Origin of the sequence: Arthrobacter sp. PL16, assembly GCF_035985055.1 — a bacterium.
Lineage (GTDB): Bacteria > Actinomycetota > Actinomycetes > Actinomycetales > Micrococcaceae > Arthrobacter_D > Arthrobacter_D cheniae.
The window spans coordinates 397,719-424,178 of the sequence record NZ_JAXCIC010000001.1; the positions used below are offsets into that span (position 1 = coordinate 397,719).

The window sequence follows — 26,460 nt, forward strand, 5'->3', positions numbered from 1 at the left end:
AGAGAATCATGACCCTCTCGCCATTGAACACGGACCGCAGCGAAGCGCCCATCGGCATCTTCGACTCCGGCGTCGGAGGACTGACCGTGGCGCGTGCCGTCATAGATCAGCTTCCCCATGAATCGATCATGTATGTCGGTGATACGGCGAACGGCCCCTATGGCCCCCTGCCGATCGCCAAGGTACGTGCCCACGCGCTGGGTGTGATGGACGAGCTCGTCGACTCGGGCGTCAAACTCCTCGTGATCGCCTGCAATTCGGCGTCGGCAGCAGTGCTCCGCGATGCGCGGGAGCGCTACACGGACCGGTACGGCATCCCCGTCATCGAGGTCATCCAGCCGGCGGTCAGGCGAGCGGTGGCCTCCACCCGGTCCGGCCGGATCGGCGTGATCGGGACGGCCGCGACCGTCGGCTCGCGCGCCTATGACGACACCTTCGCAGCTGCCCCACACCTCGACGTCACCTCCGTCGCCTGCCCTTCCTTCGTCGAGTTCGTGGAGGCAGGGATCACGGGTGGCCCCGCCCTGCTCCGCACCGCCGAGAAGTACCTCTCGCCGCTGCAGGACGCCGGCATCGACACCCTCGTGCTCGGCTGCACCCACTATCCGTTGCTTACCGGCGTCATCTCCTATGTCATGGGGGACGACGTCACCCTCGTCTCGAGCGCCGAGGAGACCGCCAAGGACGTCTACAGGGCACTCGTCTCGCACGGCCTCGAGCGCAGGAGCGCGGCGCCCGCCGTGCACCGCTTCATCGCGACGGGCGATGCAGGGAGCTTCGAGGTGCTGGCGCGCCGTTTCCTCGGACCCGAGGTGCTGAGCGTGCAGCACGTGGACCACGTCGCAGCGCAGTACCCCACCGGCAGCCTGGCTCGGATCACCCCCGAGATGATCGCCGCCGCCGGCTTCCCCCGCGCATGAAGCTGACCATCGTCGGGTGCAGCGGGTCCTTCCCCGGGCCGCAGTCCCCGGCCTCCTGCTACCTCCTGAGCGCGGAGTGGGAGGGCCGGACGTGGCGTATCCTGCTCGATCTCGGGAACGGTTCGCTCGGCGCCCTGCAGCGATACATGAACCTCCGCGAGATCGACGCCGTGTTCCTGTCCCACCTCCATCCCGACCACTGCATGGACATCTGTGGCCTCCACGTTGCCGTGCACTGGGATCCTTCGGGCTGGGGTATGCCACGTATCCCCGTCTGGGGGCCGGCGGCGACCGCCGACAGGATGGCGAGTGCGTACGGCCTCGAACTCGACCCCGGGATGCACGAGGATTTCGACTTCCACTCCTGGGGCGATCGTGATCCGGTCACGGTAGGTCCCTTCACCATCACGCCCTACCAGGTCCTGCACCCCATCGAGGAGGCATACGCGCTGCGGGTCGTGGTTGCCGAGACGGATGAGCACGGTGTCGCGCACCCGCACATCCTCACCTACTCGGGTGATACCGACTCCTGCGACGGACTGGTGGAGGCCGCGCGCGACGCCGACATCTTCCTCTGCGAGGCGGCGTTCCACGAGGGTCGCGACGATGGGATCACAGGCGTACACCTCACGGGCAAGCGGGCGGGCGACGTCGCTACGCGCGCCTCAGCCAAGCGCCTGCTGCTGACCCACCTCCCGGTGTGGAACGACGCGAACCTCGCCGTCAGCGAGGCCCGGCAGAGCTATGACGGACAGCTCGCGGTCGCCGTCGCCGGCGTGTCCTACACAGTCTGACCGGCGTCGGCCGCGCGACGGTGTTACCAGCAACCTCCCATGCGCAGCCGTCTAGACTGGAAATCATGACCTCTGCGAATTCCACACCCGGCCCTGTGTCCGACGCGGCTGTACCTCCCGTGCTGCGAGCGGACGGCAGGACGCCCGACCAGCTGCGGAACATCAGCATCACCCGCGGCTGGTCGAAGCAGGCCGAGGGATCCGCCCTGATCGAGTTCGGCAACACGCGTGTGCTCTGCACCGCGTCCCTCACGAGCGGCGTACCCCGCTGGCTGAAGGGGGAGGGCAAGGGGTGGGTCACCGCCGAGTACGCGATGCTTCCGCGTGCCACGAACACCCGCTCGGACCGTGAATCGGTCAAGGGCAAGATCGGCGGCCGGACGCACGAGATCTCCCGCCTGATCGGACGGTCGCTGCGTGCCATCATCGACACCAAGGCGCTCGGCGAGAACACCATCGTGCTCGACTGCGATGTGCTGCAGGCCGACGGCGGCACCCGCACCGCGGCGATCACCGGTGCCTACGTGGCCCTGGCCGACGCGATCCGGTACGCGAAGGACAAGAAGCTCATACCGGCGTCGGCCTCGCCGCTGACCGATACCGTCGCCGCCATCAGCGTCGGCATCATCGACGGCGTGCCCATGCTCGACCTCCCTTACGTCGAGGACGTGCGCGCCGAGACCGACATGAACGTCGTCGTCACCGGGTCCGGGAAGTTCGTCGAGGTGCAGGGCACTGCCGAGGGAGCGCCGTTCGATCGTGCCGAGCTCGACGCGTTGCTCGACCTCGCACTGCTGGGGACGGCGCAACTGGCGCAGATCCAGATCGATACGCTGCGGGACTCCCAGGTGGCTGAGGGCAAGCAGCCACGCCTCGTCCTCGCGACGCGCAACGCAGGCAAGCTGCGGGAGCTGCGCGAGCTGTTGCGTGACCAGGTGCCGGGACTCGACGTCGACACCCAGGTCATCGACGCGGCGTCCGCGGGCGCCCCCGACGTCGTCGAGAGCGGTGTGACCTTCGAGGAGAACGCACTCCTCAAGGCCGAAGCGACTGCGCGCGCGACGGGACTCGTCGCCGTCGCCGATGATTCCGGCCTGGCCGTCGATGTCCTCGGAGGAGCCCCGGGCATTTTCTCCGCCCGCTGGTCCGGACACCATGGGGACGACGCCGCGAACCTGGAGCTGCTGCTCGGTCAGTTGCGCGACATCCCGCGCGAGCGCCGGGGCGCAGCCTTCGTCTGCGCGGCCGCACTCGCGCATCCCACCGGTGATGCGGCCGCCAGCCGCACCGAGCGAGGCGAACTCCGCGGCTCACTGCTCGACGCACCCCGCGGGACCGGGGGCTTCGGCTACGATCCGATCCTCGTCCCCGAAGGACTCGACCGGAGCTGCGCCGAACTCGCACCCGACGAGAAGAACACCATCAGCCACCGCGGTATCGCCTTCAGGGCGCTGCTGCCGCACCTCGTCGACGCGCTGTCTTCTCGTCCTACCGAGTAGCGACACGCCTGACGCACCAACACTGCTGACCCGACAGCGCGAGTAGGACCGCAGGGTCAGCCGGCAGCACCGCACGCCAGCACGCACGCACCGGCCGCCCGCAGGGCGGACCACGAGAGGGACGGATTCACCCGTGAGCATCATCCAGACAGTCCAGGCGGTCCACGTCCCATCGGCGACCACGACGTCGGACGGCTCGGCCCTCGGCGCCGTCACGGACTGGGCGGTGAACCTGATGGAGACCATCGGCGCACCCGGAGCGGGCCTGGCGATCGCCCTCGAGAACCTGTTCCCGCCGCTGCCGAGCGAGGTCATCCTCCCCCTCGCGGGATTCACCGCCAGCAGGGGCAATTTCTCGTTGTTCGAGGCGATTCTCTGGACAACGCTGGGGTCGGTCGTCGGTGCCTACGCGCTGTACGCCCTGGGCGCGTGGCTCGGGCGTGACCGCATGCGGCGCCTCGTTTCCAAGGTTCCCCTCATCGACCTCGAGGACGTCGACAAGGTGGAGGCCTGGTTCAATCGCCACGGCTACCGCGCGGTCTTCTTCGGCAGGATGATCCCCCTGTTCAGGAGTCTCGTGTCCATTCCGGCGGGTATCGAACGCATGCCGATCGGCAAGTTCCTCCTGCTGACCACGGCCGGCAGCCTGATCTGGAATACGATCTTCGTCATGGCCGGGTTCTACCTCGGGGAGAGCTGGCACATCGTCGAGCAGTACGCCGACACCTTCCAGAAACTCGTGATCGTCGCCGTCGTGGTGTTCGCGGTCTGGTTCGTCGTCTCCAAGGTGCGCAAGCACCGGGCGGACAAGCGGGTCCAGTGAGCACCGGCCTCCTGGAACGTGGGGACTCCGCAGGGTAGGACTGAAAGCCGAGGTGGCCGGGGTGCCCAGGGCCCTGGCTGTCCCTACTCCTGGATCAGCGCGCTGACCGCCGGTTCCGCGCCGGGCAGGGCCACGGCCTCGAAGCCTCGCGCGGTGCCTTGCGCCCTGCCGGGCGCTACGAGTGTCCTCGACAGGTCCGACGACGGGTCGAACAGTCGCGCGTCGATCCCCAGGGAGTGGGCAGCAGCGATGTTCGCCGGCGAGTCGTCGACGAACGTCACCAGTCCGGGGTCGACGGCGAGCTCTGTCAGCACGTGCTCGAAGATCGCCGCCGACGGTTTGACCAGTCTCAGGGACGAGCTGAAGAACAGGTGCTGGAAAAGCTTCGTCCAGGGAGCGTCTCCGAGGTGGGAGACCATGGCGGCCGGCATGTTCGACAGCAACGCCAGGCGCTCGCCCCGGGCATCGAGGTCCTCCAGGACGTCGAGTACCTCGAGGTTCGGGTGCGACCACTGATTTCCGTCGAGGATGTCGAGCCAGGCGGCCCTCACGGGGTTGACCCGCGCGCCGCTCACCAGCGACCAGTATTCGTCCGAGGACAGCGAGCCGGCGTCATAGGCGTACCTGTGGAGCCAATAGGTGGACGTCGGTTCCTGGAGTCCTGGGATGCCGATCGCCTCCGCGAGCGCGTCCCAGTCCTGCGGCGTGGGAGGGGTGGAGATCACGTTCCCGTAGTCGAAGAGGTACCACCGGCGGGAGGAGTCAATGCGGGCCATGATTCAGGGTAGAACCACTTGCTGCGGGAACGCGCCGGGGCGCGATGAACGTTCGGTGAACGGGTGTGGGTGGGCGGCAGTACAGTTGAATGCGTGGGAATTGCGTTTACGGCCATCGACTTCGAGACGGCGAATGGCTTCCGTGGCTCCCCGTGCGCCGTCGGCCTGACGAAGGTGCGCGACGGCAGGGTCGTGGAAGAAGCATCATGGCTGATGCGCCCGCCCGAGGGGCATGACCATTTCGACCCCCGCAACATCGCCATCCACGGCATCACCTCCTCGATGGTGGCCGGCGCCCCGAGATTCGGGGAGCTGTTCCCCGAGATCGGCGGGTTCATCGGCTCCGACGTACTGGTGGCGCACAACGCGGCATTCGATCTCGGTGTGATCCGCTCGGCCCTCGAGGTCTCCGCGCTCGCCGGCCCGGCCTGGGAGTACGCGTGTACCGTGGTGCTGTCCCGCAGGAGCTACTTCCTCCCGTCCTATTCGCTCCCGTTCGTGGCCGAAGCAGCGGGCGTGCCCCTGGTCAACCACCACGATGCCGTGGAGGACGCCAGAGCCTGCGCCGGCATCATGATCGATATCGCCCGCCGGTACGAGGCCTCCACTGTGGAGGACGTGCTCGGCTCCCACAACCTGCCGCTGTCGCGTGCCGAGCCCTACGCACCGGGCATCGATGAACTGTCGAAAGCCACCCGCACGGCACTCGAGCGCAGTGCATCGCCGTCGGGCTGGTCGGGCTGGCCCGAAGAGGGCGAGAACCCCCACGCCAATGCCCAGGCGGACCCGCGACACCCGCTCTACGGACAGACTGTCGTGTTCACGGGCAGCCTCGGCATCTCGCGGCCGCAGGCGAAGGAGCGGGCGGCGCGCCTCGGAGCGCAGCCTGCCAGTTCCGTCACGCGCCGCACGACGGTGCTGGTGGTCGGCGACGGCTTCGTCGCCTCGGACCTCAGGAACGGACGCGTCACCGGCAAGGCCCGACGCGTCCTGGAGCTGCATGAGCGCGGACAGGCCATCGAGGTGCTCTCCGAGGCGGAGTTCCTACAGATGACCGGCGGCCGCTGGCCCGCGGGGAGCCAGTAGGCGCAGATGCGGGTGCCAGGGTTCCCAGGTGCGGTCAGAAGCTGAGGTCGATTCCGGTCAGGCCGGCTGACAGGTCAATGAGTCTCGATGCTGCGTTGCTCTCCCGGGCGTGCGGCTTCGCCGGGACGACGGCGGGGGATCCCGTGAGCTGGAACCAGCCGTCCGGTCCGCAGTAGGCACCGTTGGGGATGGTCGGATCCACGGTCGCGCGCACCAGCGGCCATGCGCCGTGGTCCTTTCCCTGCGCAACCGGCCGCAGAATCCGCTGCCGCCACGTCGCCGCGTTCTCGAACGTGGCCACTCCGGGCCTTTCCGGCGTGAACATACGCAGGGCCAGGCCGGGATGGGCCACGACGCTCGTGGCAGCGCTGCCGGTCAGGTCGAGACGCCGGGCCAGTTCGAAGCCGAACGCCATCACGGCGAGCTTGGACGTGGCGTAGGCGCGCGCGTTGCGGTAGGTCGAGGGCTGCAGGGACGTCGGCGTCAGACGCGCCCATCGGTGGCTGATGCTGCCGAGGTGCACGATCCTCGTACCGGCAGCGGACAGTGTGGGCAGGAGGAGCGCCACGAGGGCGTAATGGCCGAGGTGGTTGGTGCCGAACTGCAGTTCGAAACCGTCCGCCGTCGTCCGGTGCTGTGAGGACCCCACCACCCCCGCGTTGGCGAGCAGGCCAGTCAGGGGCGGTGCGTCGGCGAGCGCGTCCGCGGCTGCACGCACCGAGGCGAGGTCCGCGAGGTCGAGGGATTGGAAGGACACATCGGCGTGAGGATGTCGTCCGCGTATGGCGCTGATGGCGCGACGGGCTTTCTCGTCACTGCGCGACGCCATGACCACGCTCGCACCGGCTCCCGCGAGCTGCTCGCAGGCGAAGTAGCCGAGACCGGCATTGCCCCCGGTGACGAGGACGCGGTGATTGGAGAGCTGGGGGAGGTCGGTGGGATTCCACATGATGTCAGCCTAGGCAGGTGCTCCGGTCGACCGAGGAGCTTCCTCGGCACACGGCGACGGTCCCGGGGCCTGGATCCATCGGCGGAGCGTCACGAGCCCGTCGTGGCTCTCACGAGGGTGCGGGCCATGCCCCGGACGACGGCGGGCATTCCCTCGGCGTTCCGATACGAGGCCGGAAGGGCCCGGGTGCCGTGCAGCGCGCCGACGATCGCACCCGCCACGGACGCCGCGACCGTGGAGGAGGCATCAGGGCGTCCGGCGGACGAGGCGTGGGCGAGTGCAGCTGCGAGATGGTCCTGCGGAGAGGACGACTCGGAAGCACCCTCGAGCACGGCCTGCAGTGCGGCCTCGAACGTCCCTGCCGCCGTCGTGGCGTCAGCCCTGCTGCCCGTCGTCGTCGCGTCCGCGGTCGTTCCCGCCATCGCTCCCGGCGCGACCCTCGCGGCCGGTCCGCCTGACGCTGTCGGCGCTGTCGCTCCCGTCGTCACACCGCTGGTGCCGTCGTCGTGTCCGGACGTGTGCGCCAGGCGGTCTTCCTCGCCGCGCATGACGCGAACTGCCTCGTCCAGGGTCAGTTCATCGATGGCGAGCGAACGGACGAGGCCGCTGAACAGGGCTGCCGTGCCCCGGGCGGCAGGGGATCCGTGCGTGAGCGCGGCAGCGTCGACCGTCAGCCGTTCCACCATGCTCGCCGGAATCCTGGGGACCAGACCGAAGGGAGCCGATCGCATCAGGGCACCGGCGCCCTCCGCCTGCGGGTTGAGGGGGCGTGACCGCGTGCCCATCGCACCCGTGAGGAGAGCGCGAACCGTGTCGGCATCGGGGTCGTGCACGGGCAGCAGGTCGTCCTGGCGGTCCAGCCATCGTCCGGGCGGTGCCGGTGCGTTCGCCGGGAGGTGCTCGCCCTGCCGCACGAGCCAGCGGAGATAGGCGAGCCAGAGGCAGGCGGTCTCGTCGGCGGCGACGCCGTCGTTCGCCCACTCGAGTGCGTCGACGAGGCCGTCGACGGTGTACAGGGTCAGCTGGGTCGCGTCGGAGACGGCGAGTGCCGCAGGATCGCCGAGCGCGGCGGAGGGATCGTCGCCCACGGCGTGGAGGACGCCGTACGCGTCCCCGGCCATGGTGCCCAAAAGGCATCCCAGCACCCGGTCCGCATAGGTGGACGGGTCCGTCGATGATTCGTCGACCTTTTCCGGGACGTCGGCGGGAGTGCTGGCGGCGGCGCTGTCTCTGGTCACGTCCCCAGTCTAAAGAGGTGCGGGTTCATTCCTGCGCCGCGAGGACCAGCCCGATCCCAGCGAGCGTCCAGACTAGGATGGAAGGCTCGTCGGCGGCCCGGTATACCACCGGGCGGTCTCCCGCAGGCTCGATAGAAGGACTACGACCCCATGACGCACCCTACGACCGCGACCGGCTCGACGCCGGACTCCGCCCCGATGACGAGCGGGGACGACGGGCCACAGGCGTCCGGCCTCGTGGCACGCTCCATCGCCGAGGCAGTGGGCTCGTTCTTCATCATCCTCGTGGGCCTCGGAGCCACCATGCTCGCGACGGAGACGTCCCTCCAGCCGACGCTCGTGTTCGGGTTCGCCGTCGTGGCAGCGATGATCGCCTTCGGTTACATCTCCGGGGGCCACTTCAACCCGGCTGTCACCCTCGGCTCGGCGATCGCCGGGCGGACCGGCTGGGCCTCCGTGGTCCCCTACATCGTGGCGCAGGTCCTGGGGGCGGTGGCGGCGTCCGGATTGATCTGGCTGGTCCTCAGCGCGAACTCGCAGCTCACCGGGATCCGTACCTTCTTCAGCTCGGCTTCCAACGGCTTCGGTGAGCACTCGCCGGCCCAGTTCCCCCTGACGAGTGCTTTCCTCCTGGAGGTCACCGCCACCGCCATCCTGGTGGCCGTCTTCCTCGGCGCCGGTTCGCGCCGTGCTCGGCGCGACCTGGCACCGTTCGCCGTCGGCCTGGCCTTCGCGGGCCTGCTCTCGTTCCTCCTGCCCGTCACGAACGGCGCCCTTAATCCCATCCGGGCCACCGCGTCGGCCATCTTCGCGGACTCCTGGGCGCTTCAGCAGCTGTGGCTGTTCTGGGCCGCGCCGATCATCGGAGGCGTCATCGCAGGGCTGGTCTTCCGAACCGTCGACAGCTGGGAACCCGCCCGAGCCGGCCGTGGCACGGTTGATGCCCCCGTCTCCGCCCCGGCAGATCCTGCGGCCGGTGAGGGGAGCTCCGAGTGGATGACGACCGAGCCCTCGAGGCACGGTTCGCCCGCGGCGCAGGACACCCCTGGCGGAACCGCGGCAGGCGACCGCGTCGTGCAGGGCGACGAGCGCCGCGGACGTGACGCGGCAACCTTCTTCGAGACACGGGACACCGATGCGCGCGAGGCATCACGAATGGACGATCCGGATGCACCCGGGACGGGGCGCTAGCGTCCTTTCGCGGCCCGCCGCGCGCTGGTTCGCGGAATGTCGGCGAGCGGCGGTAGCGTGAAAATCATGAAGATCCTCCACACGTCGGACTGGCACCTGGGCCGATCGTTCCACGGCACCGGGATGCTCGACTCCCAGCGGATCTTCATCGACAACCTCGAGAAGACGGTCCGCGAGGAGGGGGTCGACATCGTCCTCATTGCCGGGGACGTGTACGACCGGGCGCTGCCCGGCGTCGACGTCGTCGCCCTTCTCGATGACGCCCTCGATCGGCTGACCGTGGCCGGAGCGCACGTCGTCGTCAGTAGCGGGAACCACGATTCCGCGACGCGGCTGGGATTCGGCGGACGGATCCTGGCGCGAGGCGGAGTGCACCTGCGTACGCGCACCGAGGACATCGGGACGCCGGTCGTGCATCCACTCGGAGCAGGTGCAGAGCTCGCCATCTACGGCGTCCCGTACCTGGAGCCGCGCGTCGTCGCCGAGATCCTCCAGGCGCAGGCAAGCACGCACACGGCCGTCACGACGGCGGCACTCGACCGGGTCCGCGCGGACATCGCCCAGCGGGCTTCCGAGCGCCGCGTGGTGTCGATCGTCATGGCGCATACCTTTGCTGCAGGTGGTGCGGGTTCCGACAGTGAGCGCGACCTCGCCATCGGCGGCCTCGGCTCCGTCCCCCTCTCCCTCTTCGACGGCTTCGACTACGCAGCGCTCGGGCACCTCCACGGGAGGCAGAAACTCTCCGACAGCGTGCGCTACTCGGGATCGCCCCTTGCCTACTCCTTCTCGGAGGTGAACCAGACCAAGGGTGCCTGGCTCATCGAGGCGACGGAGAACGGCATCGGTGCAGTTCGCGCCGTCGAATGGCCGGCGCCACGTGACCTCGCCGTTCTGCAGGGCCCGCTCGAGGAACTCCTGGTCCGCGAGGACCTCCGATCGGCCCAGACCGCCTACTGCCACATCACACTGACGGACAGGGAGCGGCCGGCACGAGCCATGGAACGCCTCCGGACGAGATTCCCCGATACCCTCGTCCTCGCCTTCGCGCCCGAGGGCGGAGAGCGGGAGGACGCACGGACCTACAGCCAGCGCATGGCTGAGGCACGGGACGACGCCGACATCTGCAGTGGTTTCCTGCATCACGTACGCGGCCGCGCCGCGTCGGCGGAGGAAGAGGCGCTCATCAGGTCGACCGTCGATTGCGCGCTGAGCCTCGCGCACGAGCGATAGGACGGCATTGTGAGAATCCACAACCTCGAGATCCAGGCGTTCGGCCCGTTCGCCGACCGCCAGGTCGTCGACTTCGACGCCCTGTCGAGTCAGGGACTGTTCCTGCTGAACGGCCCGACCGGGGCCGGCAAATCCAGCGTGCTGGACGCTGTGTGCTTCGCGCTCTACGGTTCAGTTCCGGGCGCACGACAGGGAGCCAAGCGACTCCGGAGCGATCACGCGGCGGAGTCGGTGGCCCCTGAGGTCTCCCTGGAGTTCTCCGTCGCCGATCGTCGCTTCCGGGTCGTGCGGTCACCGGCCTGGGAGCGGCCGGCGCGCCGGGGGAGTGGCACCACGACGGAGCAGGCGCGCACCCTGCTCAGCGAGCGGATCGGCTCCGAGTGGGTGCAGAAGTCTGCACGGAGTGACGAGGCGGGGCTGGAACTGCAATCCCTGCTCGGCATGGACAAGGAGCAGTTCACCAAGGTGGTGATGCTCCCCCAGGGTGAGTTCGCGGCGTTCCTGCGGGCCGACGCAAAGCCACGGCGTGAACTGCTGCAGCGTCTTTTCTCGACGGTCCGCTTCGAGGACCTCGAACGGTTGTTCGCCGAGGAGAGCCAGCGGTCGTCCCGGGAGCTGGCCGAGGAGGAGGGCAAGCAGCGGCATCTCTTCCTCCGGGCGGCTGATGAAGCCGAGCGGCACGGTCTGGGCATGACAATGGCAACTCCCCCTGACGATGCACTCGGTGCGGCAGACAAAGTCATCGGAACCATGTCCCCGGAGGAGCGGGATGGAGAGATGCATGCGCTTACGGAGGCGCTGCGCGACCGATGGGAGGTGGCGGCCGCGGAGAACACGGAGCTTGCTGAGAAGAGTGCGCTCGCCGATGGCTCGCTGGCAAGCATCAGCCGACGTCGGCTCCGCTTCGAAGCCCTTGCGCAGCTCCGGCGGCGACGCCGGGAGCATGAGAGCCGAACGGAGGGCATCGCGCGCCTGGTGGAGCAGACGCGCCGTCATGATCAGGCGCAGGGGCTTGCTGCCCTTCTCCGGTTGAGCGACGAGGCGACCTCGGAGCTGGAACGTGCACAGACGGGTGAGGAAGATGCCCGGCGCCGTGTTGAGGCAGACCGTGTCGCCGGAGAGTATCTGGACTTCCGTCTGCTCGGTCCTGGCACTGACTCCTCCGAGCGACCGAGGGAAGCCCTCACGGCGGCCTGCGAAGCGTCCTCGTCAGCGTTGGCAGTCCTGCGTGCTGCGCTGCCGGAGGAACAGCGGCTGATCGACGTGCGACGTGAACTCGATGGCTTGACGACGGAGGTCGGCCGCCTCGACGGACGGATCGACGAGGCGGACAGAGGGATCAGTGCGCTGCAGCGCCGGCGCGCGGAGGACTCCGACAGCCTGGTACCCCTGCGGCTGGCCGCCGATGGCCTTACGCATGTCCGCGCCGAACTCGCCGCGGCAGTCGCTGCGGAGGATATCGTCCGGCAGCATGGCATTGCCGAGGAGCGTCGGGGCGTGGCTGAAGCGGAGTACGTCCTCGCGTCGGAGCGCTTTCTCGCCTTGAAGGAGGAATGGCTGCACAAGCTGCAACTCCGGCTCGAGCAGGCCGCGGAGGAGCTTGCGGAACGACTCGAGGAGGGACAGCCCTGCCCGGTCTGCGGTAGCGAGGAGCATCCGGCTCCCGTGACATCGCCCGGCGGTGACCGCGTCACCCTCGCGGAGGAGCAGTCCGCGCGCCGGCAACAGGCCGATGCCGAAACCGCCCTGCAGGCCGCCCGGGAGGCAAGGGACCGCATCCGGCTCGAACTGGCTGATCTCGCGGCTCGTGGAGGCGCCAGAGTTCCCGAGGACGTTGCCTCCTCGACCCGCGCCGCCCGTCTCAGGGTGGACCGGACGGAGGCGGCGCAGGCGGAGTGTGTTTCCGTCGAAGAGCGGATCCTGCGCGCGACCGAGGAGGAGGAGCGGATGCGGGCACTGCGGGACGTCCTGCGCCACGAGCGGAGCGAGGTGGAGAAGCGCCGGGCATCGCTGACCGACCAGGACGCCATGCTGGCCCGAAGACTGGCGGGACTGCAGGCAGGGGCTGCGTCCCTGGCGGACCGCGTGGACGAGGTGCAGCGCGCCGCCGAGAGGATCGAGCGCGCCCGGAGTGCGCTCGATACCCTGGACAGGGCGACGACTGCGCTGCAGGAGAGCCGACAGCGGCTCGAGCAGGCGCTGGGCAGCACGCCGTTCACCTCGGCGGCTGATGTACGAGCAGCATTGTTGCCGGAGGACCGTCACGCCCGGCACGTGCAATCCGTCAGGGACCACGAGATCCAGGGTCACCGCCTTGACGCGGAGTGGGACTCCGAGGACATCAGGGAGTGCCTGCGGGAGGAGGAGAACGGCCTGACGCCGCCATCCGACGACGACGAACGCGATGCGGCAGCAGCAGCGGCAGATCTTCGGACCCGCGCCCACCGGGCAGGCATCAGCGCCGAGGTACTGGGGCACTCCGTGGTGCAGCTCGAGACCTACGCCCGAGAGCTGTCCGACCGTGAACGCACCATCGCACCGCTGAGGGAGCGGGCGCACCTCACCTCGGCCATAGCCGACACCACGCGCGGAGGCGGTGAGAACCTGTACAAGATGTCCCTCGCGACGTACGTGCTCGCGTCCCGCCTCGAGCAGGTCGCGGCCGCCGCGACCGAGCGGCTACTCCAGATGTCCGACGGGCGGTACCAGCTCGTCCACAGCGATGCCACGGCGGGGAACAAGCGGTCGGGCCTCGGCCTGGACGTGATCGACGGGTGGACGGGCAATCGACGGGACACATCGACGCTCTCCGGTGGAGAGTCCTTCATGGCGTCCCTGGCGCTCGCGCTCGGGCTGGCTGACGTGGTGCAGCAAGAGGCGGGTGGACTCGACATCGAGACGCTGTTCGTGGACGAAGGGTTCGGCTCGCTGGACGATCAGGCGCTCGAGCAGGTGATGGACGCTCTCGAGGGCTTGAGGAGTGGGGGGCGGGTCGTCGGACTCGTCAGCCACGTGCCTGAACTCAAGCAGCGCATCAGTGCGCAACTGCAGGTCGTGAAAGGCAGGCAGGGTTCGAGCCTGCACTATGTGGAGCGGCCTGTGAGCGTGTAAAATTTCATGCGTTACCGGGTCGGGCGCATCGGGAGGGGGGACGATGCGCGTTTCGCGCACCCGGAAAGCACATGTACAAGAACCCCACACCGGCCTCGCCGAGTCCTGTCCCATCCCCGGACACATCTCCTGAATCGACCGCCGAAGCACCTCGACGATCCCGGCTGGGCAAGTTCGGTGTCCTCCCGCAGCTGGCAGGAACCTCTTTCCTCGTTCTCGGCCTCTTCGCCCGGCTTCCCTTGGCGATGCTCGCGGTCGGAGCTCTCACGCTCGTCACCACCGCCAGCGGTTCCTATGCGGCTGGAGGCTTCGCAGCGGGTGCCGTCGGTCTCGGGTCCGCCCTCGGAGCACCCCTGCTCGGATTTCTCGCCGACAAGCGTGGCCAGCGGATCGTCCTGCTCGTGTCGGCGGTGCTCAATACCCTGGCCATCGCGGCCCTGCTGGTCGTGACATCGACCAGCGCCGGCTTCACCGGTAGGGCCCTCGCCCTCGTCCTCGCATCGTCGCTCGCCATGGGATTCACCTGCCCGCAGGTCGGCCCGCTCGCCCGCGTGCGGTGGATGGCCATGACCCGCAGGAGTCCCCGATCTGCCCTGGATACAGCACTGTCCTACGAAGGCACCGCCGATGAGCTGACGTTCGTCCTCGGCCCGGCACTCGTCGGGCTGCTTGCGAGCCTGATCGCACCATGGCTCCCGCTGGCCCTCGCCGCCGCACTCACCATCACTTTCGTCTGCGCCTTCGCCGTGCACCCCACTGTTGCCTTCAGCGATGCGCGTCCGCTCGTGGAGTCCGAGGTGGACGCCGATGGTGGAGCCCTCGGGCAGGATGGAACGGGCGCGTCGGTTCCGCGTCTCGGTCCGGCCCTCGTGCTGTTCCCCGTTGCAGGCATGGTCGCCATGGGCAGCTTCTTCGGTTCCACGCAGACCTTCCTCACCGCGTTCACCGGCGAGTTCGGCGCTGCCGAATCTTCCGGTCTGCTGTATGCCGTCATGGGGTCGAGTTCCGCCATCGCCGCACTGTCGGTGGCCTACTGGTCGCCGCGCTTCCGTCACACGAGCCGCTGGATGGTGTCGGCAGCGGCGATGACCGGTGCCGCGGCCGCGCTCGCCCTGCCCGTGTCGATCGCCGTCATGGTGGTGGTCCTGCTGATCCTGGGACTCTTCGTCGGACCCGCCATGGTCACCATCTTCTCCATCGGCTCCGCAGTGGCGCCGGCTCATCGCCTCGGCACCGTCATGACGTTCCTCGCGAGCGGCATCGTGGCAGGCACGGCGGTCGGGTCAGCGCTCGCCGGTACCCTCGCCCAAGCGGGCGGAGCTGCAGGAGCCGCGATGGTGCCGGGCGTGGCAGCCGGAATCCTGCTGCTGATCGGCGCGTTGTCCGCCATCGCTCTCCGTCGCGTCAGCACAGCCTGACCACGAGTCGATGTGGGGTCATCAACCGATTGTTCATCGGTTACCGCCGCGCCTAGTATCGGAGCACGGCCGATCAGCAGGAGGACACATGAGCACCGAAGGAACCAACCGCAACGACGACGATCAGGCGGACTCGCAGGGCGTGGGACCCGAAGGAACCATCCCCGCGGGCGCCGACGGGGTCGCAGCCGGGACGATGGACGAGCCGAGCAATTTCGAACCGGAAGAGGACGACGACGGCGCCTAGGGGCGCCCCGTCCGCAACAGCGGATGGACCACCCGCGGCCGTCAGGTGATGCGGGGAGCCCTGCCCGGTGGTTCTGGGATGTGGATATTGCCCGTGATCACGCCGCCTGGGATGGCTTCGAGCGTCAGCATGTCCACGTCCCGGGAGTACGAGGGCGTGCCCGCGGCCCGAGGTTGATCAGCAGGCGTGAGGGGCGGATCGAAGTGCTCGTCCGCATAGCTGCGGAGCTGCAGGGCGACGTCGTGGGCGTAGGGCCGCGCCGTCGGATCCCTCGAGGTCATTCGATGCAACACATCGCTCCAGTCCGCGCCCAGGGACTCGGGCACCTCCGGATCGCGCAGCAGGCGGGCCAGCGCAGCCTCGACGGCAGGGCCTGAAAAGGCCTTCTCACCTGTGAGGCACTCCAGGAGCACGAGCCCGAGGGAGTAGATGTCGCTCCGCTCATCCAACGCATCACCCCTGGCCTGCTCAGGACTGAGGTAGTTCGCGGTCCCGATGGTTGCACCGGCAGCGGTCGCCATGGTTGCGTCGATCATGCGTGCGATGCCGAAATCGGTGAGCTTCGGATACAGGCGGGTGCTGTTGTCCCTGCTGTGGAACATCAGTATGTTGGCTGGCTTCACATCGCGGTGCACAACGCCCTCGGAGTGGATGTAGGCCAGGGCATCGGCGAGGTCGGCACCCACCTGCGCGACGTCGACAGCGGAAAGGGCCCCGCGCTTGAGCAGGTGCCGGAGGTCCTCGCCGTCGACGAGCTCCATGACGAGGAAGCCGGTGGTGCGGCCATCCCGGTCCTGGTGGATACCTGCGTCATGCAGCGTCACGAGGCCGGGATGATTCAGCGTCGACAACAGCATCGTCTCCGTGTGCTGGCGCCGGTAGTCGTCGTCGTCGGGCGTCGTCGGATTGAAGATCTTGACCGCGACATCGCGACCGAGGTTGTGGTCGACGGCACGGTAGACGGAAGCAGCCCCACCCACTCCGAGGAGGTCGGTGGTCTGGTAGCGGTCAGCAAGGAGCACATCCATGGGGTGTCCTCCCGTGACAGGTTGTGATGATGGATCATCGCCGAGCCTCAGAGTAAGGCGGCTGATCAGTTCTCAGTATAGCGCCGCTCCAGTGCTGATTTCCCGGAGCGGCGCGCACCTCGCCGAGCCGTCATCACCGGGTGTCAGGCCAGGAATTCGACCGCCGCTTCCTTGAACAGCCGGGAGGTGATGGCGTTGGTGTGGTTCCTGCCCGGAAGACGGGTGATGCGGGCATTCGGGGCCCAGTCCTGGAGGTCGTCGATGCCTCCTGCATAGTCGTCCTGATCGCCCGCGACCAGGAGAAGCGGCATCTTCGGGACGGCTGCCTGCGGATCGAAGGGCTCCGTGGTGATGGCCGATACCAGCGCCAGGAGCGATGGGAGGTCGTTGTCAGGGACAGCCTGAGCCATGCGTAGGAGGTCGACCGTCGTAGGGTCCTGGGACGCCGGCCCCCCGGCAAGGAAGCGCTCCGCGCCGGCGAGATCGAAGGTGGCGAGCGGATCAGCCGTTCCGGGCCCGCCGAGAACCATCCGCCGGACCGTTTCCGGCTGCGTGGCGCCGAACTCCCAGGCCAGTCGCGACCCGAGCGAGTATCCGACGACGTCGACGCCGGAGGTGGGCTCGCCGTCCCTCAGGGGGGTGATGCGTTCGTCGAAGAGCGCCTGCAGAATGTCCGCGCGGATCCTGCTCGGCGCATAGGCGCCGGCATCCGCGGGAGCAGCACTGTCCCCGTGCGCGGGCAGGTCGACCATGACGGCCGAGCGCCCGGCTTCATTCAGGACGCGTACCCAGCCGGTGTCGACCCAGTTCCGCTGCGACGAGGATCCGAAGCCGTGCAGCAGCAGGACCGGGGGAAGCGGACGTGGATCGCGAGCATCGCTGCGGGTGATGGACAGGTGTGGGTCGACACCTTCGACGTCGTGTACAGCGTGGTGGTCCATGGACCCATGGTAAGGGCGGCAGGGACATGTGCATCCTTGAACACATCCCCGCCGCGCGGCCTCGAAGGGCCGACGCATGTGACTTTAGACACTCCTCCTCCTCGGGGCAACCCGAAGCGCGGTTATGACGCGTGGCGGCAGGGCGGGCCCAGTGCCGTCGGCCCTCGCTCACGCTGTCGCCTCGATATGAGTTATAGTCAATCTGACCTTAACAAGACACGCGTCGTCGACCGGCCGGAGGGCTCCATGGACAGTTCCGCCAATGTGTCGGAGCGCCAGGTGCAGGCTCCGTCCCTTGCGATCTCCACCGTCATCTTCGCGCTGCGTGACGACACGGCTACCGGGCGCCCGGAGATCTGGTTGCCTCTCGTTCGCCGGATCCGCCAGCCGCACCTGGGCAGATGGGCCCTTCCCGGAGGCCCGCTGGACGGCCGCGAGTCCCTGCAGGACGCCGCAGCGCGGAACCTCCGGGAGACCACCGACCTCGATCCCACCTACCTCGAGCAGCTGTACGCCTTCGGAGGGCTGGATCGATCGGCCACGCAACGGCTCGTGTCGATCGTCTACTGGGCGCTCGTCCGTCCGGAGCAGGCAGACCTGGCACGGGCCTCCGAGAACATCCAGTGGTTCCGCGCGTCCGAAGTCGCGGGGCTGGCCTTCGACCACGACGAGATCGTCGCCTACGCACTCGGAAGACTGAGGGGCAAGATCGAGTACGGCTCGGTCGCCTACCACTTCCTGGGGGAGCGTTTCACGCTCGCGCAGCTGAGGGGTGTCTATGAGGCCGTGCTCGGCAAGCAGCTCGATCCGGCGAACTTCCGACGTCAATTCCGTTCCGCCAAGGACATCGCGCCGACCGACGAGGTGCTGCAGGGAGGACGGAACAGGCCGCCGCGCCTCTACCGGTACACGGGAGCACGGGCGGACCCTCCGGGCGTGGACGATGGCACCGGTGCCGGCCGCAGAACGGGCACGGCGCCAGGTACTGGAGCCCGGAAGCCGGTCGGTGTTCCTGGGGCCAAGCCGGCCGAGGTCGTCGCAGAGGCTGCCGGAGGGCCGTCCTAGGCCCGGCCCGCGCGCCACGTCGGCCTATCCGCGGCCACCCGCATGGTCGGAGCTTGTCCAGCCAGGCACTCCTGCTCCGCGCTCGTCCGGACCCATCCGGTCCGGACCCCTTCGATCGAACGCCCCGCCGTACCGCCCCCACGCCCTGCCGGGCGAGGGCCCACCCTAGGGAGAAGCACTTGTCCGTCACCACTGCCATCGAGCTCATCTCACGCGGAACAACAGCCGTACCTGCGCCCACCTCGACCTGTTCTCCGGCGCTCGCCCGGGATCCCTGGGCCTTCGACGCGCTGCCCATGCCCGAGTACGGGCCGGGCGCCTCCATGGGGGATACCGCTCCGCCCGCGACGCCCCGCCAGGGCGAACTGCCCGAGGAGTACAGGACAGCCTCCGCTCCCGACCTGGACCGACGCATCCGCGCGGCGAAGGAGACGCTGGGGGAGTCTGTCGTCATTCTCGGGCACTTCTACCAGCGTGACGAGGTGGTGCAGTATGCCGATTTCATCGGCGACAGCTATCAGCTCGCGCGTGCAGCCACGGAACGGGTCGAGGCGGAGGCCATCGTGTTCTGTGGGGTCCACTTCATGGCCGAGACGGCGGATATGCTCTCGACTCCGCAGCAGGCCGTCATCCTCCCGAACCTCGCCGCCGGCTGCTCGATGGCCGACATGGCCGACATCGACTCGGTCTCCGAGTGCTGGGACCAGCTGACCGAGCTGTTCGGCTCCGAACCCGACGCCGACGGACGCCAACCCGTCATTCCCGTGACGTACATGAATTCCTCCGCCGCACTGAAGGGTTTCTGCGGCGAGCACGGAGGAATAGTCTGCACGTCGTCGAACGCCGCCGCAGTGCTCGAGTGGGCGTTTGAACGTGGCCAGCGCGTCCTCTTCTTCCCGGACCAGCACCTTGGACGCAACACTGCCAAGGCCATGGGCGTCCCGCTGGAGCAGATGCCGATGTGGAACCCGAGGAAACCGTGGGGCGGAACGGACGAGCAGACCCTCAGGGACTCCCGTGTGATCCTCTGGCACGGATTCTGCTCCGTGCACAAGCGCTTCACCGTCGCCCAGATCGACAAAGCCAGGGCGGACGTTCCCGGTGTCCGGGTAATCGTGCACCCGGAATGCCCGATGGCCGTCGTCGACGCCGCCGATGAGGCGGGCTCCACCGACTACATCCGGAAGGCGATCGATGCGGCGGAGCCCGGAAGCACGTTCGCGATCGGCACCGAGATCAACATGGTGAACCGCCTGGCCGCCCAGTACCCGCAGCACACCATCTTCTGCCTCGATCCCGTGATCTGCCCCTGCTCGACGATGTACCGCATCCATCCCGGCTACCTCGCCTGGGTGCTGGAGGGACTCGTCGAGGGCCGAGTGATGAATCGCATCACGGTCGCGGACAGCGTTGCGGAGCCGGCCCGCGTGGCCCTCAACCGGATGCTCGCGGTCCGCCCATGACCCGGACGGGCACGCGTGGCACGACGGTTCCCTCCGTCGGTCGGGCGCGTCGGATCGTGGTGGTTGGCGCCGGCATCGCAGGGCTTCAGACGGCACTCGTGCTGCGTCAGCTCGATGCGCGGTGCGCCGTCGTCCTGGTCTCGAAGGTCGTCCTCGCCGAGAGCAACACGCGGTATGCGCAGGGCGGTATCGCCGCCGTCGTTCCTCGGGTCGCGGAGACCGACGGGCGGCACCCGCGGCGGGCCGACGGGGACACCGGGGACTCCGTCGCCGCGCACATCGCCGACACCCTGGCCGCCGGTGCCGGTGTCTCCGACCCTTCCGCCGTCTCGGTGCTATGCCACGGCGCAGCCGACGGCATTCGGGCCCTGCGGCGCGCAGGAGTCGTCTTCGACACCGTCGGCGACACGGGAACATCCTTGGCCCTCGGACGCGAAGCCGCCCATTCGGCTGCCCGTATCCTGCATCTCGGAGGGGACGCGACGGGTGCCGGCCTCGTTGACGCGCTGACCGCGGCCGTCGGGAGGGATGACGGCATCGAGGTGCTCGAGAACACCTTCGTGTCGCGCGTCCTGCTGTCGACCCCGACGGGAAGCGTGCCCCTGGCCGTCGGGGTGCGCGTACTCGCGGCCGGTCGCCTCCGCGACATCACCGCCGACGCCGTCGTGCTTGCGACCGGCGGGGCGGGCCAGCTCTTCGCCTCCACGACGAACCCGGTGATCGCCACGGGCGACGGCGTAGCGTTGGCCTGGCGAGCAGGAGCTGTGGTCGCCGATCTCGAGTTCTTCCAGTTCCACCCGACGTCACTCGATGTTCCGGGCAACCCGCTGATCTCCGAAGCAGTCCGGGGCGAGGGTGCCCGGCTCGTCGATGCAGACGGACGGGCCTTCATGGCGGACTACCACCCCGACGGGGACCTGGCCCCGCGCGACGTCGTGTCCCGCAGCATCGCCCGACACCTCGCGCTTCGCGCCTCCGAACCGGCGACCCATTCGGCGAACAGCTCGGTTGCGGACGCGCCCGATCACTCCTCCAGGAACCGGGTGTACCTCGACGCGACCGCCCTGGGGGAGGAGTTCCTCACCCGGCGCTTCCCCTCGTTGACGGAGCTCACTGCGCGCTACGGATTCGACTGGTCGTCGGAGATCATCCCGGTGGTGCCCGCAGCCCACTACTGGATGGGAGGAGTGCGGACCGACGCCGACGGGCAGACATCCGTCCCCGGGCTGTTCGCCGTCGGAGAGGTGGCGAGAACGGGCGTCCACGGCGCCAACCGCCTGGCCTCGAACAGCCTGCTCGAGGGCGTGGTGTTCGGTGCCCGCTGCGCGGCGGCGATCGTCCACGGCAGGGCAGGGGCGCCCAGCTTCGACGCCGAGCCCGTCGACCTCGACTCGCACAGGGCGGCGTCCTACGCCTTCAGTCGCCGCGACCTGCAGGACCTGATGTCCGACCACGCCGGGGTGCTGCGCACGGGTGCGGGCCTCGACCTGGCCCGCAAGCACCTCGCCTCCTACCGCGCCGGTGCGGATCCCGAGACGGACAATCTGCTGCTGTGCGCACGCCTGCTCGTGCACGCAGCCACGCAGCGCACGGCGTCCTGCGGAGCCCACTACCGGGCAGATCAGACCGAGACCGCCCCCCGGCCCGCACCCGGCCGGTCCTATGTACGAGCTGCTGAAGGAGCCACCGAATGACCCCCACGACCAGCCCCACGAGGGCCGCCATGAGCAGGCTGACCCTGGTGGTACCGCAGGCGACCGTTCCGCCGCGGCACCTCATCGAGTCGATCGTCGCCGCTGCGCTCGCCGAGGACGCACCCTGGGGTGACATCACGGTCCAGGCGCTCATCGACCCCGACCTCTGCTCGACGGCGACCATCACGGCACGCGAACCAGGTGTCCTCTGCGGAACGGCGGCCATCGAGGTGGCCATGCAGCTGACCGACGGCCGTATCAGCGTCACGTTCCCTCGCCCGGACGGCTCCCGCTTCGAGGCTGGAGACACCATAGCCGACATCTCCGGGCCGGCCGCGGGTATCCTCACGGCCGAGCGGACGGCCCTCAATATCGTTCAACGCCTCAGCGGGATCGCGACCATGACCCAGGCCTTCGTGGAGGCTGCCGGCGGTACGGACGCCCGGATCGTCGACACCCGCAAGACCACCCCGGGCCTCAGGGTGCTGGAGCGGTGGGCGGTCCGGTGCGGAGGTGGCTCGAACCACCGATCCAGCCTCTCCGACGCCGTGATGGTGAAGGACAACCACCTTGCCCTGCTCGCCGTTGACGGGCCCCTGGCTCTCACGGAAGCACTGCTGGCAGCCCGCTCGCGGCTGCCGCACACGGTGCACGTCGAGGTGGAGGTCGATCGGCTGGACCAGATCGAGCCGGTCCTCGCAGCGGGGGTCGACACGATCATGCTCGACAACTTCGCCCTCGAGGAACTGGCGGAGGGCGTACGCATGATCGGCGGCCGTGCGCTCGTCGAGGCCAGTGGAAACGTGCGCCTGGACACGGTGGCGGCGATCGCTGCAACCGGGGTGGACATCATCTCCGCGGGTGCGCTCACGCACAGCGTCCGTGCCCTCGACCTGGGGCTCGATTTCGCGGCGGGCCCCAGCAGGCCCGTGGCGGCTGCTTCGGATGGGGTATCGGAGGATGCTACCGATCAGGGCGGCGAGCATGATCTACCTTGACGCCGCCGCGACGGCACCGGTCCGGCGTGAGGTCCTCGAGGAGATGTGGCCCCTCCTGACCACGACGTTCGGGAACCCTTCGAGCCACCACACCTATGGCGAGGCCGCCGCGGACGCCTTCTCGACCGCCCGCGTCCGGCTCGCGGGGATGCTCGGCTGCAGGCCGTCGGAGGTCATCATCACCTCGGGCGGCACCGAGGCCAACAATCTCGCGTTGAAGGGTATCTCCCTCGCCTCCCCTCGGGGCCGCCATATTGTCACGAGCGCGATCGAGCATCCCGCGGTGACCGAGGTCCTCGCCTACCTGCGGGACACGCATGGTTTCCGGATCACCGTGCTGCCCGTCTCCGACACCGGTGTCGTAGCGCCCGCCGCACTCGAGGCTGCCTTGGGGGAGGACACCACGCTGTGCACCGTGATGTACGCCAACAACGAGATGGGCACGGTGCAGGACGTCGCCGCTCTGGCGGGAATCTGCAGGAGGAGAGGCGTCCCCTTCCACACGGACGCCGTGCAGGCTGCAGGCTGGCTTCCTATCGACGTCGACCGTCTGGGCGTCTCGGCGCTCAGCCTGTCCGGACACAAACTCGGCACGCCGAAGGGTATCGGCCTGCTGTACCTGCGCGCGGGAATCCGCTGCGAACCGGTGCTGCACGGCGGGGGCCAGGAACGGGGGCGCCGCTCGGGCACCGAGAACGTGGCCGGCGCCGTCGGCCTCGCGAGGGCGCTGGAGCTGGCCCAGGGCGCGCTACCCGCAGCAGCCGCTGACGCGGCGTCGGCGCGCGACGCCTTCATCGCGCGGATTCTGACGCGTGTTCCGGATGCCCTTCTGACGGGTCATGCCGAGGACCGACTGCCGAACCTCGCCTCCTTCTGTTTCCCAGGCGTGAGCGGGGAGACCGTCCTGCTCGAACTCGAGCGGCGCGGCGTCGTCTGCTCGAGTGGGTCGGCCTGCGCGGCCGGATCCTCGGAGCCGTCGGCCGTCCTGCTGGCACTCGGGCTCGACGAGGGGACAGCCCTCAGCGCCGTCCGCCTGTCGTGGACCCAGGGCATGGCGCGCGAGGACCTCGAGGAGGCAGCCGACGCCGTCATCGCGTCGGTCCTCGCCGTCCGCTCCCTCGGCGCGGCACATGGGGTCGGTCACCTCGCCGACCCCTAGACTGGCGGCACGAGGCGACGCCGAGGGAGGGCCGCAATGATCGAGGCACGACCCAGCAGGAGCGCCTGGCGGTCCTCGCGCATCCTCACCGCGGCGCTCATCGCGCTCCTCCTCGCGTCGTGCACCGCGGCGGAGGAGGGCGACGGAAGTGCGTCGTCATCAGGATCATCTGCCAGCGCAACACCCGAGCCGACCGTGGCGCCCCTCCGCGAGGCACGGGACGGGTGGAAAGTCTTCACCGATCCTTCGAGGCTCGTGAGCTTCGAACTGCCCCAGGACTGGGTGGTGCAACCGCTCGCTCCCGCGCCCGGCCTCTACGCGCCCGATTCGCTGCACTACGCCGTCCGCACGCCGGACGGGATGACCACCGCAGAGCTTCACTCCGGCATCCTCACACCGGAAGCGCCCTGCCCCGAGTCGGAGCGCACGCCCTACTACGTCATCGGCAGCGAACCGCTCGCGCTGACGGACGAACCAGCGGCCACCACCGGGATCGAGCCGCGATTCGTCGTCCGGCTCATCACCGGATTCCGCTTCTTCGGCGCGTACGGGATCACCGACGGAGTAGGCGGGGCGGACGCGCTGGCCTGCTCCCTGTCGAACACCGTCCAGGGCGGCGAATCCTTGGGCCGCTTCAGTTTCGGAGACCTCGAGGTGCTCGCACCGAAGGCGCCTGCGAACACCGGTCCGGCAACCGTCTCCTTCGGCACGATCGGGGAGGCCGAGGAGTACTACGCCACGCCGGAGTTCGCCACCATCCGCGAGATGATCCTCTCGGTGCAGGTCGCGGCACCGCCGACGGGCTGACTCCTCGCCTTCGGCCGGCCGGCGGCCGACCCTATCGCTGTCGGTCAGCCGGCAGGCCCACCTTCCCGTCGGTCAAGCAGGCAGGCCCATCCTTGGCTCTCGGTTGGCCGGCAGGCCCTCGGTCAGCCGGCCGGCTGGAGCGACGCGTAGTCCACTCCGGTCAATTCGACACTGCGGTTCCAGAGCCGCACCGCGATGTCCCGGTCGAGAACCCTGGCCACCGGTGCCACGAGGCGGGGAGCGCCGCGGGTCTCGCCCGGACCGGACGGGCCGTAGTAATCGCCGCCCCTGACGTCCGGGGCCGTCGCCGCGTACAGGGTGGGCAGTGCTCCGGCTGCATCGGACTGGCTCATCAGCCGAACGAAGCCGGAGAAGACATCAAGCATGGCCGGGGTCTGCATGCCGGCAGTCAGGTTGGTGTTGGCGAGCCCCGGGTGTGCTGCAACCGAGACGAGGTCCCATCCTGCGGCACGGGCGCGCCGATCGAGTTCCACCATGAAGTACAGGTTGGCGATCTTGCTCTGTCCATAAGCACCCCATCGGCGATAGCCACGCTCGGACTGCAGGTCCCCGAAGTCGAGACGGCCGCGCTTGTGCGCGAGGCTCGACAGCGTGACCACGCGCGCCGAAGTGGCCGCATGGAGGTTCCGCAGCAGCAAACCCGTCAGTGCGAAGTGGCCGAGGTGATTTGTGCCGAACTGCAGCTCGAACCCGTCAGCGGTGGTCGACCTCGGCGTCGCCATGACTCCCGCGTTGTTCACGAGCAGATCGAGCGGTCCCTCCGTGCCGGCCGCGAAGTCGCGCACGGAGGCGAGATTCGCCAGATCGAGCACGCGCATGTGCACGTGCTCGCTTCCGCTGAGGGAACGCACCCTCTGTTCGGCGTCGCGCCCCCGCTGCTCGCTGCGGCACGCGAGCACGACATGGGCACCCTTCCGCGCCAGCCCGACGGCGGTCTGCAGTCCGAGCCCGCTGTTGGCGCCCGTGATGATCGCACGCCTTCCGGTCAGGTCGCCGATGGCATCCGCTGTGAACTCGCTCATGATGTTCCTCTCATGCCGCTACGGCCCGCCGGCCCGAAGATGCCCGGCTGACGCCGACGTGTGCGGCCTTTTCTCAAGCATAGAGTTGGAGGCGAACCGACCGTCTACCGGGAGCAACGAACCGGCCTCAGTCCGATGGACTTCCACGCCGCCGTCGAGGCGTGGGTCGACGGTTTCTGGCTCCTGCTGGACGCGACCGTGCTTGCGCCGAGGGCCTCGATGCTGCGCATTGAGACCGGCAGGGATGCTACCGACACGGCCTTCCTCCCGACGGTCGGCGGCTCGCTGCAGCATTCACGGCTGCTGGTGATTGCCACGGTCGACAGCCTCCCCCTGGAGCGCAGCGAAGAGCGGCTCGTCCTCCGCTGATTGCCGCGCTGACTGCTCCCCAGACGGACGAGCCCACCCGACGCCGGCGATGACGAAGCCCTCCCGCGTTCCGCGTCGACGGTCCGGGGAGGTACGCCGTGCTAGTCGCCGAGGTGCGCGTTGATCTTGTCGGTGAGTGCTTTGAGCTGCTCCATCTCGGTTGTGCTGAGCACGGGCGCCAGCACCTCCTGGATGCGGTGGACATGCGTCGATCCGATGCGCCTCTGCAACGCCCGGCCCTCGTCGGTGAGCGCGAGTTCGACGCCGCGCTGGTCCGTCTGCGCGGGCCGCTTCACCACCAGGCCCTTTGCTTCCAGCCGGTCCACCATCCGGCTGAGGCTGGGCTGGCTGATGAGTAGGTGGTGGTTGAGCTCGTTGAGGCGCGTCCAGCCCGTGGGACAGCGGGTCAGGTTGAAGAGGACGTCGTACTCGCCGATGGGTAGCTCCCTGAACACCGGATCCATGCGGATTCGCCGCATGACGCCGACCTGAGCGCGGAACAGCGACTCCCAGGTCTCCGACGACTGCCGGACCGAGGGCCCGGTATCGCTCGGGTCGTCCTGATCCGTGCGTCCGATCGTTGTGTCCACCTGCTCAGCCATGGCTGCGTC

The 26,460-nt window shown here is 68.8% G+C and carries 24 protein-coding genes; 17 read left to right on the forward strand and 7 right to left on the reverse strand.

Annotation, left to right across the window (positions count from 1 at the left end; translation table 11 throughout):
• Positions 1-8: 8 nt before the first annotated feature.
• From murI to RCH21_RS01815, 4 genes are all read left to right on the forward strand, one after another.
• Positions 9-920 carry a glutamate racemase gene (gene murI / locus RCH21_RS01795; RefSeq protein WP_326962957.1) on the forward strand — a complete coding sequence of 304 codons (912 nt, stop codon included), beginning with the start codon at positions 9-11 and terminating at the stop codon, positions 918-920.
• Positions 917-1,714, forward strand: a complete 798-nt coding sequence (locus tag RCH21_RS01800; RefSeq protein ID WP_326962958.1) for an MBL fold metallo-hydrolase — start codon at positions 917-919, stop codon at positions 1,712-1,714. The genes murI and RCH21_RS01800 overlap by 4 nt, the downstream gene beginning before the upstream one ends.
• Positions 1,715-1,779: 65 nt before the next feature.
• Positions 1,780-3,213: a ribonuclease PH gene (rph, locus tag RCH21_RS17140; RefSeq protein WP_442784644.1), complete on the forward strand. Its 1,434-nt coding sequence runs from the start codon at positions 1,780-1,782 to the stop codon at positions 3,211-3,213.
• Between the two features lie 235 nt (positions 3,214-3,448).
• Positions 3,449-4,036 carry a DedA family protein gene (locus RCH21_RS01815; protein ID WP_326963221.1) on the forward strand — a complete coding sequence of 196 codons (588 nt, stop codon included), beginning with the start codon at positions 3,449-3,451 and terminating at the stop codon, positions 4,034-4,036.
• An 83-nt stretch (positions 4,037-4,119) separates the two neighbouring features.
• On the opposite strand, the gene RCH21_RS01820 is transcribed toward RCH21_RS01815, so the two are convergent.
• The gene (locus tag RCH21_RS01820) at positions 4,120-4,812 is read right to left on the reverse strand and encodes an HAD family hydrolase (protein ID WP_326962959.1); all 693 of its coding nucleotides are present in this window, start codon (positions 4,810-4,812) and stop codon (positions 4,120-4,122) included.
• 93 nt (positions 4,813-4,905) lie between these two features.
• Here RCH21_RS01820 and RCH21_RS01825 point away from each other — a divergent pair, with 93 nt between their 5' ends.
• The gene (locus tag RCH21_RS01825; RefSeq protein ID WP_326962960.1) at positions 4,906-5,898 is read left to right on the forward strand and encodes an exonuclease domain-containing protein; all 993 of its coding nucleotides are present in this window, start codon (positions 4,906-4,908) and stop codon (positions 5,896-5,898) included.
• 34 nt (positions 5,899-5,932) lie between these two features.
• Here the strand turns inward: RCH21_RS01825 and RCH21_RS01830 are convergent, their stop codons facing one another.
• Both RCH21_RS01830 and RCH21_RS01835 read right to left on the reverse strand, forming a co-directional pair.
• Entirely contained in the window at positions 5,933-6,847 is a 915-nt protein-coding gene (locus RCH21_RS01830) for an SDR family NAD(P)-dependent oxidoreductase (RefSeq protein WP_326962961.1), read from the reverse strand.
• 89 nt (positions 6,848-6,936) lie between these two features.
• The gene (locus tag RCH21_RS01835; RefSeq protein ID WP_326962962.1) at positions 6,937-8,085 is read right to left on the reverse strand and encodes an ADP-ribosylglycohydrolase family protein; all 1,149 of its coding nucleotides are present in this window, start codon (positions 8,083-8,085) and stop codon (positions 6,937-6,939) included.
• A gap of 150 nt (positions 8,086-8,235) precedes the next feature.
• Here RCH21_RS01835 and RCH21_RS01840 point away from each other — a divergent pair, with 150 nt between their 5' ends.
• The 5 genes from RCH21_RS01840 to RCH21_RS01860 all read left to right on the forward strand — a co-directional run bounded on the left by RCH21_RS01840 (position 8,236) and on the right by RCH21_RS01860 (position 15,282).
• Positions 8,236-9,276, forward strand: a complete 1,041-nt coding sequence (locus RCH21_RS01840; RefSeq protein ID WP_326962963.1) for an aquaporin — start codon at positions 8,236-8,238, stop codon at positions 9,274-9,276.
• 66 nt (positions 9,277-9,342) lie between these two features.
• The gene (locus RCH21_RS01845; RefSeq protein ID WP_326962964.1) at positions 9,343-10,506 is read left to right on the forward strand and encodes an exonuclease SbcCD subunit D; all 1,164 of its coding nucleotides are present in this window, start codon (positions 9,343-9,345) and stop codon (positions 10,504-10,506) included.
• Between the two features lie 9 nt (positions 10,507-10,515).
• Entirely contained in the window at positions 10,516-13,617 is a 3,102-nt protein-coding gene (locus tag RCH21_RS01850) for an SMC family ATPase (protein WP_326962965.1), read from the forward strand.
• Between the two features lie 71 nt (positions 13,618-13,688).
• Entirely contained in the window at positions 13,689-15,035 is a 1,347-nt protein-coding gene (locus RCH21_RS01855) for an MFS transporter (protein WP_326962966.1), read from the forward strand.
• An 88-nt stretch (positions 15,036-15,123) separates the two neighbouring features.
• On the forward strand, positions 15,124-15,282 hold the full coding sequence (locus tag RCH21_RS01860; protein WP_182976874.1) for a hypothetical protein: 159 nt from the start codon (positions 15,124-15,126) through the stop codon (positions 15,280-15,282).
• A 41-nt stretch (positions 15,283-15,323) separates the two neighbouring features.
• Here RCH21_RS01860 and RCH21_RS01865 read toward each other — a convergent pair whose 3' ends face one another.
• Together RCH21_RS01865 and RCH21_RS01870 are read right to left on the reverse strand one after the other, a co-directional pair.
• A complete protein-coding gene (locus RCH21_RS01865; RefSeq protein WP_326962967.1) occupies positions 15,324-16,310 on the reverse strand; it encodes a serine/threonine-protein kinase in 987 nt (328 codons plus the stop codon).
• Positions 16,311-16,453: 143 nt separating this feature from the next.
• A complete protein-coding gene (locus tag RCH21_RS01870; protein ID WP_326962968.1) occupies positions 16,454-17,251 on the reverse strand; it encodes an alpha/beta fold hydrolase in 798 nt (265 codons plus the stop codon).
• 246 nt (positions 17,252-17,497) lie between these two features.
• Here RCH21_RS01870 and RCH21_RS01875 point away from each other — a divergent pair, with 246 nt between their 5' ends.
• From RCH21_RS01875 to RCH21_RS01900, 6 genes are all read left to right on the forward strand, one after another.
• Complete coding sequence (locus RCH21_RS01875; RefSeq protein WP_326962969.1) at positions 17,498-18,316, forward strand: NUDIX hydrolase; 819 nt, start codon at positions 17,498-17,500, stop codon at positions 18,314-18,316.
• Positions 18,317-18,495: 179 nt separating this feature from the next.
• Positions 18,496-19,779 carry a quinolinate synthase NadA gene (gene nadA / locus RCH21_RS01880; protein ID WP_442784645.1) on the forward strand — a complete coding sequence of 428 codons (1,284 nt, stop codon included), beginning with the start codon at positions 18,496-18,498 and terminating at the stop codon, positions 19,777-19,779.
• A complete protein-coding gene (gene nadB, locus RCH21_RS01885; RefSeq protein WP_326962970.1) occupies positions 19,776-21,473 on the forward strand; it encodes an L-aspartate oxidase in 1,698 nt (565 codons plus the stop codon). Before nadA ends, nadB begins: the two co-directional genes overlap by 4 nt.
• 29 nt (positions 21,474-21,502) lie before the next feature.
• Positions 21,503-22,471 (forward strand): carboxylating nicotinate-nucleotide diphosphorylase, encoded by a 969-nt coding sequence (gene nadC / locus RCH21_RS01890; RefSeq protein WP_326963223.1) that lies wholly within the window; start codon positions 21,503-21,505, stop codon positions 22,469-22,471.
• Positions 22,458-23,630: a cysteine desulfurase family protein gene (locus tag RCH21_RS01895; protein WP_326962971.1), complete on the forward strand. Its 1,173-nt coding sequence runs from the start codon at positions 22,458-22,460 to the stop codon at positions 23,628-23,630. Before nadC ends, RCH21_RS01895 begins: the two co-directional genes overlap by 14 nt.
• A 36-nt stretch (positions 23,631-23,666) precedes the next feature.
• Positions 23,667-24,437, forward strand: coding sequence for a hypothetical protein (locus RCH21_RS01900; RefSeq protein WP_326962972.1), 771 nt, complete (start codon positions 23,667-23,669; stop codon positions 24,435-24,437).
• A 122-nt stretch (positions 24,438-24,559) separates the two neighbouring features.
• On the opposite strand, the gene RCH21_RS01905 is transcribed toward RCH21_RS01900, so the two are convergent.
• Entirely contained in the window at positions 24,560-25,480 is a 921-nt protein-coding gene (locus RCH21_RS01905) for an oxidoreductase (protein WP_326962973.1), read from the reverse strand.
• 135 nt (positions 25,481-25,615) lie between these two features.
• On the opposite strand from RCH21_RS01905, the gene RCH21_RS01910 reads away from it, so the two are divergent.
• Complete coding sequence (locus RCH21_RS01910) at positions 25,616-25,849, forward strand: hypothetical protein (RefSeq protein WP_442784646.1); 234 nt, start codon at positions 25,616-25,618, stop codon at positions 25,847-25,849.
• 101 nt (positions 25,850-25,950) lie between these two features.
• On the opposite strand, the gene RCH21_RS01915 is transcribed toward RCH21_RS01910, so the two are convergent.
• On the reverse strand, positions 25,951-26,451 hold the full coding sequence (locus tag RCH21_RS01915; protein ID WP_326962974.1) for a MarR family winged helix-turn-helix transcriptional regulator: 501 nt from the start codon (positions 26,449-26,451) through the stop codon (positions 25,951-25,953).
• Positions 26,452-26,460 lie beyond the last annotated feature (9 nt).